The organism is Streptomyces roseoverticillatus (assembly GCF_000719265.1).
Classification (GTDB): Bacteria; Actinomycetota; Actinomycetes; order Streptomycetales; family Streptomycetaceae; genus Streptomyces; species Streptomyces roseoverticillatus.
Map to the genome: position 1 here is coordinate 47,750 of NZ_JOFL01000003.1, position 16,003 is coordinate 63,752.

Consider the following 16,003-nt stretch of genomic DNA (forward strand, 5'->3'; position numbering starts at 1 on the left):
CTACTCCACCGGGAGTAGGCGCCCGGCCCACCGCGCGGGACGGCGCCGCGGAGGAGCTACCGGTCGACGGTGGAGAGCACGCGGCGCGCCACCGGGTGGGTCCGGACGATCTCCGCGAGCGTCGTCTGCCCCCGGGTGATCCGGGTGAAGGCGTGCCACGCGGGGCGGAAGCCGGTGAGCGCGGCGTGCATCATGCCGGGGCGGCGCTCGAAGAAGGTGAGCATGCGGCGCCCCACGCCCATCTCCACGCCCAGCCCGGCCTTGATGGCGAACGCGTAGTTGAGGGCCTGCCGGCGGGCGTCGACCGCATCCTGCGCCTCGCCGATGCGGACCGCCCACTCGCCGGCCAGGCGGCCCGAGCGCAGGGCGAAGGAGATGCCCTCGCGGGTCCACGGCTCCAGCAGCCCCGCGGCGTCGCCGCAGACGATGACGCGGCCGCGGGAGAGCGGGGAGTCGTCCGAGCGGCAGCGGGTGAGGTGGCCGGAGGAGATGCTGGGCTCGAAGCCCGCGAGGCCGAGGCGGGCGATGAAGTCCTCCAGGTACCGCTTGGTGCCCGAGCCGTCGCCGCGCGCCGAGATCACTCCCACCGTGAGGGTGTCGCCCTTGGGGAAGACCCAGCCGTAACTGCCGGGGATCGGGCCCCAGTCGATGAGCACGCGCCCGGCCCAGTCCTCCGCGACCGTCGGGGGCACGGGGATCTCGGCCTCCAGACCGAGGTCGACCTGGGCGAGCTTCACCCCGACGTGTGCTCCTATCCGCCCGGCGCTGCCGTCGGCCCCGACGACCGCGCGGGCGAGGACGGTCTCGCCGCCAGCGAGCACGACGGCGACCGTGCGCCGGTCGGGCACGGCCGGGCCGTGCTGCTCCACGCGCGCCACGGCCACGCCCGTGCGCACCTCGGCGCCGGCGTCCTTGGCGGCCTCCACCAGGGCGGCGTCGAACTCGGGCCGGTTGATGAGGCCGAACAGCATCCGCTTGGAGCGGCGTGTGCGCGTCAGCTTGCCGTTCAGGGAGAAGGTGACCGCGTGGACGCGGTCACGCAGCGGCAGTTCGAAGCCCGGCGGCAGGGCGTCCCGCGAGGGGCCGATGATGCCGCCGCCGCACGTCTTGTACCGCGGCAGTTCGGCCTTCTCCAGGAGCAGCACCCGGCGGCCGGCGGAGGCGGCGGCGTGGGCGGCGGAGGCCCCGGCGGGCCCTGCGCCCACCACCACGACGTCCCACACCGGCTCCCGGTCCCCGCCCGCGTCCCGCCCCGCGCCCTGGGCTGCGTTGTCGCTGCTCACCTGTGCTTCTACTCCCGCTCCATCGCCGGTTTCGGCTGTCTGCCGCATCCTACGGCCCGCCATCCGCAGCCCTGCCACGGGAAGCCCGTGGGTGCTGCGGACGGCGGGCGTGGGAGGATCAACGGCACAATCGCCCATTCGTACGGATACAACGCCGCGTCCACAAGGAGCGTTCCATGGAAGCGTCCTCGCACCACCGGCCCGGGCCGGTCCCGGCCGAGCTGGCGGCCACCGTCGCCTCGCTGCAGTCCCGCGCCCGCACCGAGCTGGCCGAGCTGGTGGCCTTCCGGTCCGTGGCGGACGAGGCGCAGTTCCCGAAGAGCGAGTGCGAGGCCGCCGCGAACTGGGTGGCGGACGCGCTGCGCGCCGAGGGCTTCCAGGACGTCGCCCTGCTCGACACCCCCGACGGCACGCAGTCCGTCTACGGCTACCTCCCCGGCCCCGCCGGCGCCCCCACCGTGCTGCTCTACGCGCACTACGACGTGCAGCCGCCGCTGGACGAGGCCGCCTGGATCTCGCCGCCGTTCGAGCTGACCGAGCGCGACGGCCGCTGGTACGGGCGCGGCGCGGCCGACTGCAAGGGCGGCGTGGTCCTGCACCTGACGGCGCTGCGCGCGCTCAAGGAGCACGGCGGCGTGCCGGTCAACGTGAAGATGATCGTCGAGGGCTCCGAGGAGCAGGGCACCGGCGGCCTGGAGCGCTACGCCACGGCGCACCCGGAGCTGCTGGCCGCCGACAGCATCGTCATCGGCGACGCCGGCAACTTCCGCGTGGGCCTGCCGACCGCCACCGCCACGCTGCGCGGCATGACGCTCGTCCGCGTCCAGGTGGACACGCTGGAGGGCAACCTGCACTCCGGGCAGTTCGGCGGCGCGGCGCCCGACGCGCTGGCGGCGCTGATCCGCGTGCTCGACTCGCTGCGCGCCGAGGACGGTTCGACGACGGTCACCGGCCTGGAGGCCGAGGCGGCGGCGAGCTGGGAGGGCATGCAGTACCCGGACGAGGACTTCCGCAAGGACGCCAAGGTCCTGGACGGCGTGGAGCTGATCGGCTCCGGCACGGTCGCCGACCGGCTGTGGGCGCGCCCGGCGGTCACGGTCCTGGGCATCGACTGCCCGCCGGTCGTCGGGGCCACCCCCTCGGTGCACGCGGGCGCCCGGGCGCTGATCAGCCTGCGCGTGCCGCCGGGCACGGACGCCGCCACGGCGACCAAGCTGCTCGCCGAGCACCTGAAGGCGGCGGCCCCCTGGGGCGCGCGCGTCGCGGTGGAGCAGGTCGGCCAGGGCCAGGCGTTCCGCGCGGACACCGGCAGCCCGGCCTACACGGCCATGGCCGACGCCATGCGCATCGCCTACGAGGGCCAGGAGATGCAGATCTCCGGCATGGGCGGCTCGATCCCGCTGTGCAACACCCTCACCGCGCTGTACCCGGAGGCGGAGATCCTGCTGATCGGGCTGAGCGAGCCGGAGGCGCAGATCCACGCGGTGAACGAGAGCGTCTCGCCGGAGGAGCTGGAGCGGCTCTCCCTGGCGGAGGCGCTGTTCCTCGGGCGCTACGCGGAAACGAAGCGGTAGGCCGTACCGGCAGGGTGCGCCGCCGTACGAAGCGGGCGGACGCGCATTCCGCCGGACCCTCGCGGTCGTAGGGTTGCGTCGTTGCGGCGGGCGGTTCTCGTCCGCCGCTGCGCGATGGATCACGGCCTGCGCGCCGGCCCTGGTGCGTGCGCATTACGCCGCTGCGGCGGACTGCTGCCGTCCGCCGCGTGTGACGAACCGACGGCTCACGACGTACGCGCCGGACCCGGCGGGTGGGCTTTCCGCCGAGCCCTCGCTGTCGTGGCGTTGCGCCGTTGCGGCGGACCATTGTTGTCTGCCGCAAGGGTTGGAATGCCGCGGCGGGACGGACCGGCGGGACACGGCGCACGCGCCGATCCCGGGGTACGCGCCAGGCACGCCTCAGGCCGCCGCAGGGCGCGCGCTCACCCGACGGGGACCCCCGCCTCCAGGTTCAGCGGCCGTCCCTGCTCGCGGGCCCGCAGGGCCCACCGCAGCCTGCTCAGCCGTACGGGCGGCAGCAGGGCCGCCGCCTCGCCCTCGGTGACGAAGCGCCAGCCGCGCAGTTCGGCGCCGGGCAACAAGAGCCGGCGGGCGTCGGCCCCGGCCAGCCGCCCGCCGTCGAAGAGGAAGCGCAGGCCGCCGTAGCCCGGCGGCTTGGGCGGCTCCCAGTCGACGACCAGCAGGCGGGGCACGGCGGGGAGTTCGATGCCGATCTCCTCGGCCACCTCGCGCATCCCGGCGCGGGCGGGCGCCTCGCCCGGCTCCACGACCCCGCCGGGGAACTCCCAGCCCGGCTTGTAGGTGGGGTCGACCAGCAGGACCCGGTCCTCCTCGTCGAAGAGCAGCACCCCGGCGGCGAGCGTCTCGGCGGTCGGCTCCGGGGTCTGCACGATCTGGCACGCTCCGGCGGCGCCGCTGCGGACGGCGTCCGCGACCCGCTCGGCCACCTCACGCGGCGTCAGGTGTCCGGTGTCGACGGCGTACGCGTCCGCGCGGAGCCACGGCAGAGCCTCGCGGTAGGGGGCGATGTGGTCGAGCGCCCACCGGCGGACGGACTCACTGCGCTCGGGGTCGTCCGCGAACTCCTCGCGCCCGGCGACCCGTCCGCGCAGGATCGTTTCGTCGACCTCCAGCAGCACGTGTCGCACCGGGATGCGGCGGGCGGCCAGCCCGCCGAAGATCTCGTCCCGGTACTCCTGGCGCAGCAGCGTCATGGGGACGACGAGCACCCCGCCGATCTCGGCGAGCAGGGCCGCGGCCGCGTCCACGACCAGCCGCCGCCAGACCGGCAGGTCCTGGTAGTCGCCGACCTCACCCATTCTCTTGGGCGGCAGCAGGTGCTTCAGCGCCCCGCCGATCACCTCGGGGTCGTAGAGGGTGCTGTCCGGGATCAGCTCGGTCAGTTCCCTGGCCGTATTGGTCTTCCCCGCGCTGAACGGGCCGTTGAGCCAGACGATCACGGTTCCCCCTTCTCCGTAGCCCCCTGTGAAGTGCCCGGAACACCTTGCCACGGAAACGCTTGTGAGGGGCACGGTGCCGGGGCTCCCTGCGGGTGCGCCCATCGCCGCAGGAGCAGCTACTGCCGCTGTCCGGCGCGTTCTACGCCGGGCCGGGCTCCCGCCCCGCCCACAGTCCGAACTCCTGCGCCGCAGCGGCGGCGGCCCCCACGAGGCCCGCGTCGGAACCGAGTTCGGCGGGCAGCACCTCGACGCCGGAGGCGAAGGAGAGCGTCGCGTAGTCGCGCAGGCGCTCGCGCAGCGGAGCGAAGAGCACCTCGCCCGCGCCCGCCACACCGCCGCCTATGACGGCGACCTCGATCTCGACCAGCGTCGCGGTCGCTGCGATGCCCGCGGCCAGCGCCTGCGCGGCCCGCTCGAACGAGGCGCGCGCCACGGCGTCCCCCGCCCCGGCCGCCGCCGCGACGGCCGCGGCGCTCCGGTCGCCGTCCGGCCCCGGCAGCCAGCCGGCGTCCAGCGCGCGCCGGGCGATGTTCGGGCCGCTGGCGATGCGCTCGACGCAGCCGCGAGCGCCGCAGGGGCAGACGTCCCCGTCGAGGTCGACACTGATGTGCCCGATGTGACCGGCGTTGCCGGTGGGGCCCGGATGCAGCCTGCCGCCCAGCACCAGGCCACCGCCCACCCCGGTGGACACCACCATGCACAGGGCGTTGGCGCGCCCCCGGGCGGCGCCCTGCCAGTGCTCGGCCGCGGTCATCGCCACGCCGTCGCCGACGAGCACCACCGGCAGCCCGCCCACCCGCCGCGCCACTTCGGCGACCAGGGGATAGTCCCGCCACCCCGGAACGTTGACGGGGCTGACGGTCCCCCGGGAGGCGTCCACCGGCCCCGCGCTGCCGATGCCGACGGCCCGCACGCGCGACCAGTGCGCCGCGCCCCCGAGCGCGTCGATCACCGCCGCCACCGCGCCCATCACCGTGGCCCCGTCCTCGCGCGCCGGCGTCGGCCGCTGCGCGCGGGCCAGCAGCCGGCCGCGGTCGTCGACCAGCGCCCCCGCGATCTTGGTGCCGCCGATGTCGAGGGCTGCGACAAGATCGGCGAAGTCGGTGCGCATGGGGACGATCTCTCCTGGTCGGGCAGGGGTTCAGGCTCTGCGGACGCCAGTCTGTCCGGATCTGACAACGTTGTCTAGGCTCTATGCTCGACGTCACCCCGCACGCCCCCGGTAAGGACGAGCCCGTGCCGAGCAGCGCCCAGCCCACCCGCAGCCCCTCGCCCCGATACGGCGCCCGCCCGACGATGAAGGACGTGGCGGCCCGCGCGGGCGTCGGCCTCAAGACCGTCTCCCGCGTGGTGAACGGCGAGCCGGGCGTCACCGCGGACACCGAGCGGCGCGTCCAGGACGCCATCACCGCGCTGGGCTTCCGGCGCAACGACAGCGCCCGCATTCTCCGCAAGGGCCGCACCGCCTCCATCGGACTCGTCCTCGAAGACCTCGCCGATCCCTTCTACGCACCCCTCAACCGGGCCGTCGAGGAAGTCGCCCGCGCCCACGGCGCCCTGCTCATCAACGGCTCCAGCGCGGAGGATCCCGAGCGCGAACGGGAGCTCGCGCTGGCCTTCTGCGCCCGCCGGGTCGACGGCCTCATCGTCATCCCGGCCGGCGACGACCACCGCTACCTCGAACCCGAGATCGCGGCCGGCATCGCCACGGTCTTCGTCGACCGGCCCGCCGGACAGATGGACGCCGACGCCGTCCTCTCCGACAGCTTCGGCGGCGCCCGCGAAGGCGTGGCCCACCTCGCCGCCCACGGCCACCGCCGCATCGGCTTCATCGGCGACCGCCCCCGCATCCACACCGCCGCGGAGCGGCTGCGCGGCTACCGCGCGGCCATGGCGGACGCGGGCCTGCCCGTGGACGAGTCCTGGGTGTCCCTGGGCCCCACGACGCCCGAGCGCGTCCGCGCCGAAACGGAACGCATGCTCGCCGGCCCGGCGCCGGTGACGGCGCTGTTCACAGGGAACAACCGGGTGACGGCGACGGCAGTACGCGTCCTGGCCCGCGTGCCCCGCCGAGTCGCGCTCGTGGGCTTCGACGACCTCGAACTCGCCGATCTGCTCTCCCCTGCGGTCACCGTCGTAGCCCAGGACGCGGCCCGCCTGGGCCGCACCGCCGCCGAACAACTCTTCCGCCGCCTGGACGGCGCGGACGAACCGCCGCGGCGGGTGGTGCTGCCCACCCGCCTGATCGCGAGAGGTTCAGGCGAACTCCGCCCGGAGGAGTGACGGTAGTCCGCGGGGCGAAATGCGTACGCCTGGCACGGCACCGCCGAAATCCCCGGTGGGGGCGAACCACCGCGGCGGCGGAAACAAGGGGCAACGGCCTGCCCCTTGACCAGCCGCCCCCCTGGCGGGGACAGGGTGTTCAGCCGGGCACGGCACCGGCAGTCGGGTGACGGGCGGGAGGGGTGGGGGCGCAGGGGTAGGGGTCCGGGACGCTGACGTGTATTTGCGGGTCCGATGCGCAAGAGGGCACGAATGCGGCACCGGGGGCGGGCCCGTAAATATACGGTCCCGGACCCCTGCCCCGGAGCCCCCGCCCCGCACCCACCACCCACCGAAACCGCCCCACCTCAGCGCCCAGCCACCCCCTCCAGCCCCTCCCGCCCCAGCCCCGTCAAAGCCGTCACCTCGCCCTCATCCACCGCACCGCAATCCATCCCCCGCAGCAGATACCCGCTCAGCGCCCGCGCCGTCGCCGGCTCGTCCAGCACGTCACCACCGGCCCGGTTCACATACGCGTCCAAGCGAGCCGCCGCGCTCCCCAGCCCCTCCCGGTAGAACGCGTACACCGCCGCGTACCGCGTCGGCAGATGCCCGGGATGCATGTCCCACCCCTGGTAGTACGCCCGCGCCAGCGACCGCCGCACCAGGCCGAAGTGCAGCCGCCACGCCGCGTGCACCTGGGACGCCGACCCCACCGGCAGCACGTTCGTCGACCCGTCCGACACCCGCACCCCCGTCCCCGCGGCCGCCACCTGCATCACGGCCTTCGCGTGGTCGGCCACCGGGTGGTCCAACGCCTGGTACGCCGCACCGACCCCGCACGACGCGCTGTAGTCGAACGTCCCGTAGTGCAGCGAGCCGACCCGACCCGCCCCCGCGTCGATCATCCGCGCCACCGTGGCGCGCCCGTCCGCCCCGAGCACCGCCTGCGTGGTCTCGATCTGTATCTCGAAGCGGATGCGCCCCGGCTCCAGCCCCCGCGCCTTCTCGAACTCCCCCACCAGTTCGGCCATGGCGGCGACCTGCTCCGCGTAACTCACCTTGGGCAGCGTGAGCATCAGCCCCGCGGGCAGCCCGCCCGCGTCCATGAGCCCGGTCAGGAAGATGTCCAGCGTACGGATCCCACGATCCCGGACAGCAGCCTCAAGACACTTCATCCGGATCCCCACGAAGGGCGGCGCCACACCACCCGCACCCCCGCCCCCGCCCATCGCAGCCACAAGCCCCGCCGCCCGTGCCGCCGCCGCATCCTCCTCGTCATCGGACCGCGGCCCGTACCCGTCCTCGAAGTCGATACGAAGGTCCTCGACCGGCTCCCGCAGCAGCTTGGCGCGCACCCGCTCGTAAACCGGCACGGCAAGGTCCTCGGAGAGCCCGAGCACCGCACCGAGCGAGGAAGCGTCGGGCGCATGCTCGTCGAGCGCGTCCAGCGCCTGGTCGCCCCAGAACCGCACCGTGTCCGCGGCGACGACGTCGGCGGGGACGTACACGGTGTGGACGGGCTGCCGCGTGCCGTCGTCGCCGGGATAGCGGCGCGCGAGGTGGGCGTCAACGTCGGCGAGAGAGACGCCGATACGTTCCTTCACCGCCCCCGTAAAGGTCGTCGCAACCAACTGCCGCTGTCCCATGGCTGGCCCACCCTCCACGTTTCCGCTGCGCGGAACCGACCGTCCGCGCGGGCGAAGCTATCCACGCCACCGAGGCAGGTCAACAGGAAGGCCCCCGTACGCGGAAGCGTACGGGGGCCTCACCGGGAGCCGAAGGGAACGGATCAGCCCTTGCGCGTCTTGACCTCGTCGGTCAGCTGCGGGACGACCTCGAAGAGGTCGCCGACCACGCCGTAGTCGACCAGGTCGAAGATCGGGGCCTCGGCGTCCTTGTTGATGGCCACGATCGTCTTCGAGGTCTGCATGCCGGCCCGGTGCTGGATGGCACCGGAGATGCCCGCCGCGATGTAGAGCTGCGGGGAGACCGACTTGCCGGTCTGACCGACCTGGTTGGTGTGCGGGTACCAGCCGGCGTCCACGGCGGCGCGGGAGGCGCCGACGGCCGCGCCGAGCGAGTCGGCCAGGGCCTCGATGATCGAGAAGTTCTCGGCGCCGTTGACGCCGCGGCCGCCGGAGACCACGATCGCGGCCTCGGTCAGCTCGGGACGGCCGGTCGACTCGCGCGGGGTGCGGGAGACGACCTTCGTGCCGGTGGACTTCTCGCCGAAGGAGACGGCGAGCTGCTCGACCGTGCCGGCGGCCGGGGCGGCCTCCGGGGCGGCGGAGTTGGGCTTGACGGTGATGACCGGGGTGCCCTTGGTGACGCGGGACTTGGTGGAGTACGAGGCCGCGAAGACGGACTGCGTGGCCACCGGGCCCTCGTCGCCGGCCTCCAGGTCGACGGCGTCGGTGATGATGCCGGAGCCGATGCGGACCGCGAGGCGGGCCGCGATCTCCTTGCCCTCCGCGGAGGACGGAACGAGCACGGCGGCCGGCGAGACGGCCTCGACCGCGGCCTGCAGCGCGTCGACCTTCGGTGCGACCAGGTAGTCGGCGAACTCGGCGGCGTCGGCCGTGAGGACCTTCACCGCGCCGTACTCGGCCAGCGCCGCGGCGGCGGCGTCCGCACCGGCACCCAGGTGCACGGCGACGGGCTCGCCGATGCGGCGGGCGAGGGTGAGCAGTTCGAGGGTGGGCTTGCGGACGGCGCCGTCCACGTGGTCGACGTAGACGAGGACTTCAGCCATGGCGTTGCTCCTGCTGGAAATGTGGGGCGGGTGACGGTTCGTTCGGGATCAGAGAGCTCAGATGAACTTCTGGCCCGCGAGGAACTCGGCGAGCTGCTTGCCGCCCTCGCCCTCGTCCTTGACGACGGTGCCGGCCGTGCGGGCCGGGCGCTCCGTGACCTCGTCGACCTTGGTCCAGGCGCCCTCCAGGCCGACCTCTTCGGCCTCGAGGCCGAGGTCGGAGAGGTCCAGGGACTGAACCGGCTTCTTCTTGGCCGCCATGATGCCCTTGAAGGACGGGTAGCGCGCCTCGCCGGACTGGTCGGTCACGGAGACCACGGCCGGGAGGGAGGCCTCCAGCTGCTCGCTGGCGGCGTCGCCGTCGCGGCGGCCGGTCACCTTGCCGTCCTCGACCTTGACCTCGGAGAGCAGGGTGACCTGCGGGACGCCGAGGCGCTCGGCGAGCATCGCCGGGACGACGCCCATGCCGCCGTCGGTGGAGGCCATGCCGGAGACGACCAGGTCGTAGCCGACGTGCTCCAGGGCCTTGGCCAGCACCAGCGAGGTGCCGAGCGCGTCGGTGCCGTGCAGGTCGTCGTCCTCGACGTGGACGGCCTTGTCCGCGCCCATCGACAGCGCCTTGCGGAGCGCGTCCTTGGCGTCCTCGGGACCGACCGTCAGAACGGTGATCTCCGCGTCGTCGTCAGCCGCCTCCTTGATCTGCAGCGCCTGCTCGACCGCGTACTCGTCGAGCTCCGAGAGCAGGCCGTCCACGTCGTCGCGGTCGACGGTCAGGTCTTCGGCGAAGTGCCGGTCGCCGGTGGCGTCAGGCACGTACTTCACAGTGACAACGATCCTCAAGCTCACGCCGGCTCTCCTACTGCATCGTCTCTTCGTAGCTGCCTTGGCAGGCAGCATAGGCGCCTTGTGGGGCGGATTCCGCCCGATGCGGGCCGCGCCTCGAACGGAATGTTACTCGTCAGTACAGCGACCCGTTCACCCGGACGCAAGGCCGGTCGGCTGTGATCTGTCCAACGCGGGAAACGCGGGACGTCTCAGTCCCGCAGACCGTTGAAGCGCCCCTGGTGGTAGACGAGCGGGCGCCCCGCTCCGGCGGAGTCGCCCGCGACGACCTCGGCGAGCACGACCCGGTGGTCCCCGGCGGGCACCCGGGCCACCACGCGGCACACCAGCCACGCGAGGACGCCGTCCAGCAGCGGCACGCCCTCCGGGCCGGGACGCCAGCTCGTGGGCGGGGCGAAGCGGTCGGCGCCGCTGCGCGCGAAGGTGCCGGCGAGCTCCCTCTGGTGCTCGCCAAGTATGTGCACGCCGACGTGCCCGGCCTCGGCGAGGACGGGCCAGCTGGACGAGCCGGTGCCCACGCCGAAGGAGACGAGGGGCGGCTCGGCGGCGACGGACGTGAGCGAAGTGGCCGTGAAGCCGACCGGGCGCGCGCCCTGCGCGGTGATCACGGCGACTCCGGCGGCGTGCCTGCGGAAGACGGAGCGCAGCAGTTCAGGAGTGGCGAGGGAGGTGCCGAGCCCGGGCATGGCCGTCATGGAACTGTCCTTCTGCTGGTGGGTCGAACCGGTCTGTACGGTCGTCGCGGGCATCGTCGGCGCGGGCATCGTCGTCACGGACATTTCGTCGTCTCGTCACGGACGTCTCGTCTCGTCACGGACATCTCGTCGTCGCCGTCCTCACGGGCTCGGACAGCCCGCGCTCACCATCCGCACCGGGTCGGTGTGCGCATGTCCGTACAGCACGTGGAGAAACGGTCCTGGCCACATAACGTCACACTGACGATTCGCGGTGCGAAGCGTCAAGGCCGGCCTGGGAGATGGGAGGCGGATCACGGGGCAGGCCGGGGGGATGGGGTTCCCGCGGCCGGTCACACCGCCGCCCCGAGCGCCGCGATGACGTCCGCCGTGCGCGGCTGGCCGGCGGCGCGGCGCACGATGCGGCCGGCGGCGTCGAGGACGAGGACGGTCGGCGTCGCGGTGATCTCCAGGGCCCGGACGAGCGCGAGGTGCGCCTCGGCGTCGACCTCGACGTGCGCGACCCCCTCGACCATTCCCGCGACCTGTTCCAGGGTCCGCCTCGTGGCCCGGCAGGGCTGGCAGAAGGCGCTGGAGAACTGGACGAGCGTGGCCCGCGCCCCGAGCTCCCCGCCGATGTCGGCGGCCCCCAGCCGCGGCCCGTCGTCGCCCTCGCGCACCCTCGGTCCCTCTTTCCGTCTCGTTTTCTTCGCAGGTTTTGCGGGCCTTGCGGGCCCCCGCGTCCACCGGTGCAGCATCGCGCGGACCGGAGAAAATTCCTCGTTCCCGGCGCCGACGTGATGAGGATCTCCCGGCCGCCGGGCCCTCCTCGCTGGCACCCGGGCCGGGCATTCGGGCACGATCTGGCAGAAGCCGAACCCTACGGCCGCGTAACTTAGCCCGGGAGACCCCCTCCTCCCCAAACCCGGAAGGATCCTCCCCCGATGGCAGAGCTCGTCTACCCCCCGGTGATCGGTGTCGCCCGCACCATGTTCAAGGCGCTCGACCTGCGCTTCGACATCCAGGGCGCCGAGCACGTCCCTGCGCGGGGCGGGGCGGTCCTGGTGAGCAACCACATCGGCTACCTCGACTTCGTCTTCTGCGGGCTGACCGCCCGCCCCGCCAAGCGGCTGGTGCGGTTCATGGCCAAGGAGTCCGTGTTCCGGCACAAGGTGTCGGGGCCGCTGATGCGGGCGATGAAGCACATCCCCGTGGACCGCGCGGCCGGCATGGACGCCTACAAGCACGCGCTGTCCGCACTGCGCTCCGGCGAGATCATCGGGGTGTTCCCGGAGGCGACGATCTCGCAGTCGTTCACCCTGAAGAACTTCAAGTCCGGCGCGGCGCGGCTCGCCCAGGAGGCCGGGGTGCCGCTGCTGCCGATGGCGCTGTGGGGCACGCAGCGGCTGTGGACCAAGGGGCACAAGCGCGACCTGGGCCGCAACCACGTGCCGATCTCGATACGGGTCGGCGAGCCGATGACCCCCGAGGCCGGCGAGCACCCGGATACCCTCAGCGACCGGCTGCGCTCCCGCGTCCAGGAGCTCCTGGAGGCGGCGCAGCGCGCCTACCCGGTGCGGCCGAAGGACGCGGACGACACCTGGTGGATCCCGGCGCACCTCGGCGGCACGGCGCCCTCGCCGGACCTGGCGGCGGCGATGGACCGGCGCCGCTAGAGCGCGCCGGACCTCACACCGAAGCGCACCCGTCACGGCAAGGGGCGCCCGGCCGCACACGCGGCCGGGCGCCCTTTCGCTTGTGCCGGGCGGGCCGCTGCTACTGCCGGCCCATCTCCTCGGCCAGGGCCGCCGCGAACGCGTCGACGTCGGCCTCGGTGGTGTCGAAGGAGCACATCCAGCGGACGTCGCCGGCCGCCTCGTCCCAGAAGTAGAAGCGGTAGCGCTTCTGCAGGCGCTCGCTCACGTCGTGCGGGAGCCGGGCGAAGACGGCGTTGGACTGCACCGGGTGCAGGATCTCCACGCCCTCGACGGCCCGTACGCGCTCGGCCAGGCGCGCGGCCATGGCGTTGGCGTGCGAGGCGCTGCGCAGCCACAGGTCGCCGCTGAGCAGGGCCTCGAACTGGGCCGAGACGAACCGCATCTTGGACGCGAGCTGCATGGACATCTTGCGCAGGTGCTTCATCGCCCGCACCGCGTCCGGGTTGAGGACGACGACGCACTCGCCGAAGACCAGGCCGTTCTTGGTGCCGCCGAAGGAGAGCAGGTCCACTCCGGCGTCGGTGGTGAAGGCCCGCAGGGGGACGCCCAGGGTGGCGGCGGCGTTGGCGATGCGCGAGCCGTCCAGGTGGACCTTCATGCCCCGCTCGTGGGCGTGGTCGCAGATCTCGCGGATCTCCTCGGGCGTGTAGCACGTGCCCAGCTCGGTGGTCTGGGTGATCGAGACGATCTGCGGCTGCGCCCGGTGCTCGTCGTCCCAGCCGAAGGCCTCCCGGTCGATGAGCTCCGGGGTGAGCTTGCCGTGCTCGGTGGGCACGCTGAGCAGCTTCAGGCCGCCGACGCGCTCGGGGGCCCCGCACTCGTCGACGTTGATGTGCGCGGTGGCGGCGCAGATGACCGCGCCCCAGCGCTCGGTCGCGGCCTGGAGGGCGACGACGTTGGCGCCCGTGCCGTTGAAGACGGGGAACGCCTCGGCGGTGGGGCCGAAGTGCCCGCGCATCACGTCCTGGAGGTGGGCGGTGTAGTCGTCCTCGCCGTAGGCGACCTGGTGCCCGCCGTTGGCGACGGCGAGCGCCGCGAGGATCTCGGGGTGGGCGCCCGCGTAGTTGTCGCTGGCGAAGCCGCGCACCTCGGGGTCGTGGCGGCGTATCGCGTCGGTCGCTGCCGACGGGGTCGTGCTCACGCTTGCGGAGTCAGCCACAGACGGGTTCCGTTCACTTCCTGGGCGGGCTTCTCCCAGACGCCGACGATCGCCTCGGCGAGGTCCTTGACGTCGGTGAAGCCCGCGAACTTCGCGTTCGGGCGCTCGGCGCGCATGGCGTCGTGCACCAGTGCCTTGACGATCAGAATGGTGGCGGCGGCCGGCGGCGCCCCCTCGCCCCCCGCCTTGCGGAAGGAGTCGGCGAGCGCGAGCGTCCACGCCTCGGCGGCGGCCTTGGAGGCGGAGTACGCGGCGTTGCCCGCGGTCGGCTTGCTGGCGCCCGCGGCACTGATCAGCACGAACCGGCCGTTGCCGCTGCGCTGGAGGGCCGGCTCGAAGGCGAGCGAGGTGTGCTGCACGGTGCGGATGAGCAGCTTCTCGAGCAGCTCCCAGTCGGCGAGGTCGGTCTCGGCGAAGGTCGCCGAGCCGCGCCAGCCGCCCACCAGGTGGACCAGGCCGTCGATGCGGCCGAACTCCTTCTCGGTGCGGTCCACCCAGCTGCGGGTGGCCTCCAGGTCGAGGAGGTCGACGGTGTCACCGGTGACCGTGGCGCCGCCGTGGGCGTAGCGGGCGGCGTCGACGGCCTCCGCGAGGCGGGCCGCGTCCGCATCGGCGGCGACGACCGTCGCCCCGGCCTCGGCCAGGCGCAGCAGCGTGGCGCGGCCGGCGGGGCCGGCGGCACCCGCCACTGCCACGACGGCACCGTCCAGCGGGCCGTTGCCGTTGGTGGGAGTGCTCATGGTCGTCTCCTTCGTCTGCTCGCTCACGCGGCCACCCGCTCGGCCTTCGCCGCGGTGATCCCCTTGGTCGAGGCGATCACGTGGCGCAGCTTCTTGGCAAGCGCCTCGTAGAACATGCTGAGCGGGAACTCGTCCGGGAGCACGTCGTCCACGAGCTTGCGGGGCGGCTGGGCGAGGTCGAGGGCCTCGGGGCCCTTGGCCCAGACGGAGCCGGGGTGCGGGGGGAGGTAGCAGGAGACCAGTTCGTAGGCGGCGAGCCAGTGGACCAGCTTGGGGCGGTCGATGCCGTCGCGGTAGAGCTTCTCGATCTCGCCGCAGAGCTGGTTGGTGATCTGCGGGGCGCGGTCCCAGTCGATGTGGAGGGTGTTGTCCGTCCAGCGTACGACGTCGTGGCGGTGGAGGTACGCGAAGAGGAGCTGGCCGCCGAGGCCGTCGTAGTTGCGGACGCGGTCGCCGGTGACCGGGAAGCGGAACATCCGGTCGAAGAGGACGGCGTACTGCACGTCACGGCCGTGCGCGTTGCCCTCGGCCTCCAGCTTCACGGCCTCCTTGAAGGCGGTGAGGTCGCAGCGGAGCTCCTCCAGGCCGTACATCCAGAACGGCTGCCGCTGCTTGATCATGAAGGGGTCGAAGGGCAGGTCGCCGTGGCTGTGGGTGCGGTCGTGGACCATGTCCCACAGGACGAACGCCTGCTCACAGCGGTGCTGGTCGCCGATCATGTCCTGGATGTCGGCGGGGAGCTCCAGGCCGAGGGCGGCGACGGCCGCCTCGGTGACGCGGCGGAAGCGGGCCGCCTCGCGGTCGCAGAAGATGCCGCCCCAGGTGAAGCGCTCGGGGGCCTCGCGGACGGCGATGGTCTCCGGGAAGAGGACGGCGGAGTTGGTGTCGTAGCCCGCGGTGAAGTCCTCGAAGGTGATGCCGAGGAAGAGCGGGTTGTCGTAGCGGGTGCGCTCCAGCTCGGCGAGCCACTCGGGCCAGACGACGCGCAGGACGACGGCCTCGAGATTGCGGTCGGGGTTGCCGTTCTGCGTGTACATCGGGAAGACGACGAGGTGCTGGAGGCCGTCGGCGCGCTGGGCCGCGGGCTGGAAGGCGAGGAGCGAGTCCAGGAAGTCGGGCACGCCGAAGCCGGCCTCCGCCCAGCGGCGCAGGTCGGCCACGAGGGCCTCGTGGTACGCGGCGTCGTGCGGCACGAGCGGCGAGAGCTGCCCGACGGCCGTGACGACGCGGTCCAGCTGGGCCCGGACGGCCTCGCCCGGTGGTGCGTCCTCGGCGGTGAAATCGATGGAGCCGTCCCGGGACTGCCACGGCCGGATTGTTTCCACGGCGTCCTTGAGCTCGGCCCACGCGGGGTGATCGATCACCGGCTCGGCGGTCGATTTGTCGGCCCGTATCGCCGTCGACGCAAGGATTTCCGTCATGGCTGCTCCTCCTCGGGAGAACTTGGCGTTAAGACACCGTATCCGTGCGCGCTTCTCCTGCTCAAGAGGGGAGGCCACAAATTATCCTGCCGACCCCCAGGTAGGGCCGCCGTTTTTCCTGCACGCCTCCGC

Annotated in this window: 14 protein-coding genes; 3 read left to right on the plus strand and 11 right to left on the minus strand. The window is 73.1% G+C overall.

The genetic code is table 11. The features are described 5' to 3' along the window. Positions 1–56 precede the first annotated feature (56 nt). Positions 57–1,283 carry a geranylgeranyl reductase family protein gene (locus tag IF61_RS0104035; protein WP_030364814.1) on the minus strand — a complete coding sequence of 409 codons (1,227 nt, stop codon included), beginning with the start codon at positions 1,281–1,283 and terminating at the stop codon, positions 57–59. 176 nt (positions 1,284–1,459) lie between these two features. On the opposite strand from IF61_RS0104035, the gene IF61_RS0104040 reads away from it, so the two are divergent. Continuing rightward, positions 1,460–2,857, plus strand: coding sequence for a dipeptidase (locus IF61_RS0104040; RefSeq protein ID WP_052392374.1), 1,398 nt, complete (start codon positions 1,460–1,462; stop codon positions 2,855–2,857). 404 nt (positions 2,858–3,261) lie between these two features. On the opposite strand, the gene IF61_RS0104045 is transcribed toward IF61_RS0104040, so the two are convergent. Beyond that, positions 3,262–4,299, minus strand: a complete 1,038-nt coding sequence (locus IF61_RS0104045) for an NUDIX hydrolase (RefSeq protein ID WP_030364816.1) — start codon at positions 4,297–4,299, stop codon at positions 3,262–3,264. Between the two features lie 139 nt (positions 4,300–4,438). Next, the gene (locus IF61_RS0104050; RefSeq protein WP_030364817.1) at positions 4,439–5,410 is read right to left on the minus strand and encodes an ROK family protein; all 972 of its coding nucleotides are present in this window, start codon (positions 5,408–5,410) and stop codon (positions 4,439–4,441) included. Positions 5,411–5,595: 185 nt separating this feature from the next. Here IF61_RS0104050 and IF61_RS0104055 point away from each other — a divergent pair, with 185 nt between their 5' ends. Next, entirely contained in the window at positions 5,596–6,582 is a 987-nt protein-coding gene (locus IF61_RS0104055) for a LacI family DNA-binding transcriptional regulator (RefSeq protein ID WP_245684409.1), read from the plus strand. A gap of 347 nt (positions 6,583–6,929) precedes the next feature. Here the strand turns inward: IF61_RS0104055 and IF61_RS0104060 are convergent, their stop codons facing one another. From IF61_RS0104060 to IF61_RS0104080, 5 genes are all read right to left on the minus strand, one after another. Next, complete coding sequence (locus tag IF61_RS0104060) at positions 6,930–8,210, minus strand: DUF6986 family protein (RefSeq protein WP_030364819.1); 1,281 nt, start codon at positions 8,208–8,210, stop codon at positions 6,930–6,932. A 143-nt stretch (positions 8,211–8,353) separates the two neighbouring features. Then, a complete protein-coding gene (locus IF61_RS0104065; protein WP_030364820.1) occupies positions 8,354–9,316 on the minus strand; it encodes an electron transfer flavoprotein subunit alpha/FixB family protein in 963 nt (320 codons plus the stop codon). Positions 9,317–9,373: 57 nt separating this feature from the next. Continuing rightward, positions 9,374–10,162, minus strand: coding sequence for an electron transfer flavoprotein subunit beta/FixA family protein (locus tag IF61_RS0104070; protein ID WP_030364821.1), 789 nt, complete (start codon positions 10,160–10,162; stop codon positions 9,374–9,376). A 188-nt stretch (positions 10,163–10,350) separates the two neighbouring features. After that, positions 10,351–10,854: a flavin reductase family protein gene (locus tag IF61_RS0104075; protein ID WP_030364822.1), complete on the minus strand. Its 504-nt coding sequence runs from the start codon at positions 10,852–10,854 to the stop codon at positions 10,351–10,353. A gap of 332 nt (positions 10,855–11,186) precedes the next feature. Next, positions 11,187–11,513 carry a TlpA family protein disulfide reductase gene (locus IF61_RS0104080; protein WP_030364823.1) on the minus strand — a complete coding sequence of 109 codons (327 nt, stop codon included), beginning with the start codon at positions 11,511–11,513 and terminating at the stop codon, positions 11,187–11,189. Between the two features lie 264 nt (positions 11,514–11,777). On the opposite strand from IF61_RS0104080, the gene IF61_RS0104085 reads away from it, so the two are divergent. Beyond that, a complete protein-coding gene (locus IF61_RS0104085; protein ID WP_030364824.1) occupies positions 11,778–12,509 on the plus strand; it encodes a lysophospholipid acyltransferase family protein in 732 nt (243 codons plus the stop codon). Between the two features lie 100 nt (positions 12,510–12,609). On the opposite strand, the gene IF61_RS0104090 is transcribed toward IF61_RS0104085, so the two are convergent. The 3 genes from IF61_RS0104090 to IF61_RS0104100 are packed head-to-tail and all read right to left on the minus strand — an operon-like array spanning position 12,610 to position 15,871. Further along, entirely contained in the window at positions 12,610–13,692 is a 1,083-nt protein-coding gene (locus IF61_RS0104090; RefSeq protein WP_030364825.1) for a threonine aldolase family protein, read from the minus strand. Further along, positions 13,689–14,450, minus strand: coding sequence for an SDR family NAD(P)-dependent oxidoreductase (locus tag IF61_RS0104095; protein WP_030364826.1), 762 nt, complete (start codon positions 14,448–14,450; stop codon positions 13,689–13,691). The genes IF61_RS0104090 and IF61_RS0104095 overlap by 4 nt, the downstream gene beginning before the upstream one ends. A gap of 23 nt (positions 14,451–14,473) precedes the next feature. Further along, the gene (locus IF61_RS0104100; protein WP_052392378.1) at positions 14,474–15,871 is read right to left on the minus strand and encodes a DUF6421 family protein; all 1,398 of its coding nucleotides are present in this window, start codon (positions 15,869–15,871) and stop codon (positions 14,474–14,476) included. Positions 15,872–16,003: the final 132 nt, after the last annotated feature.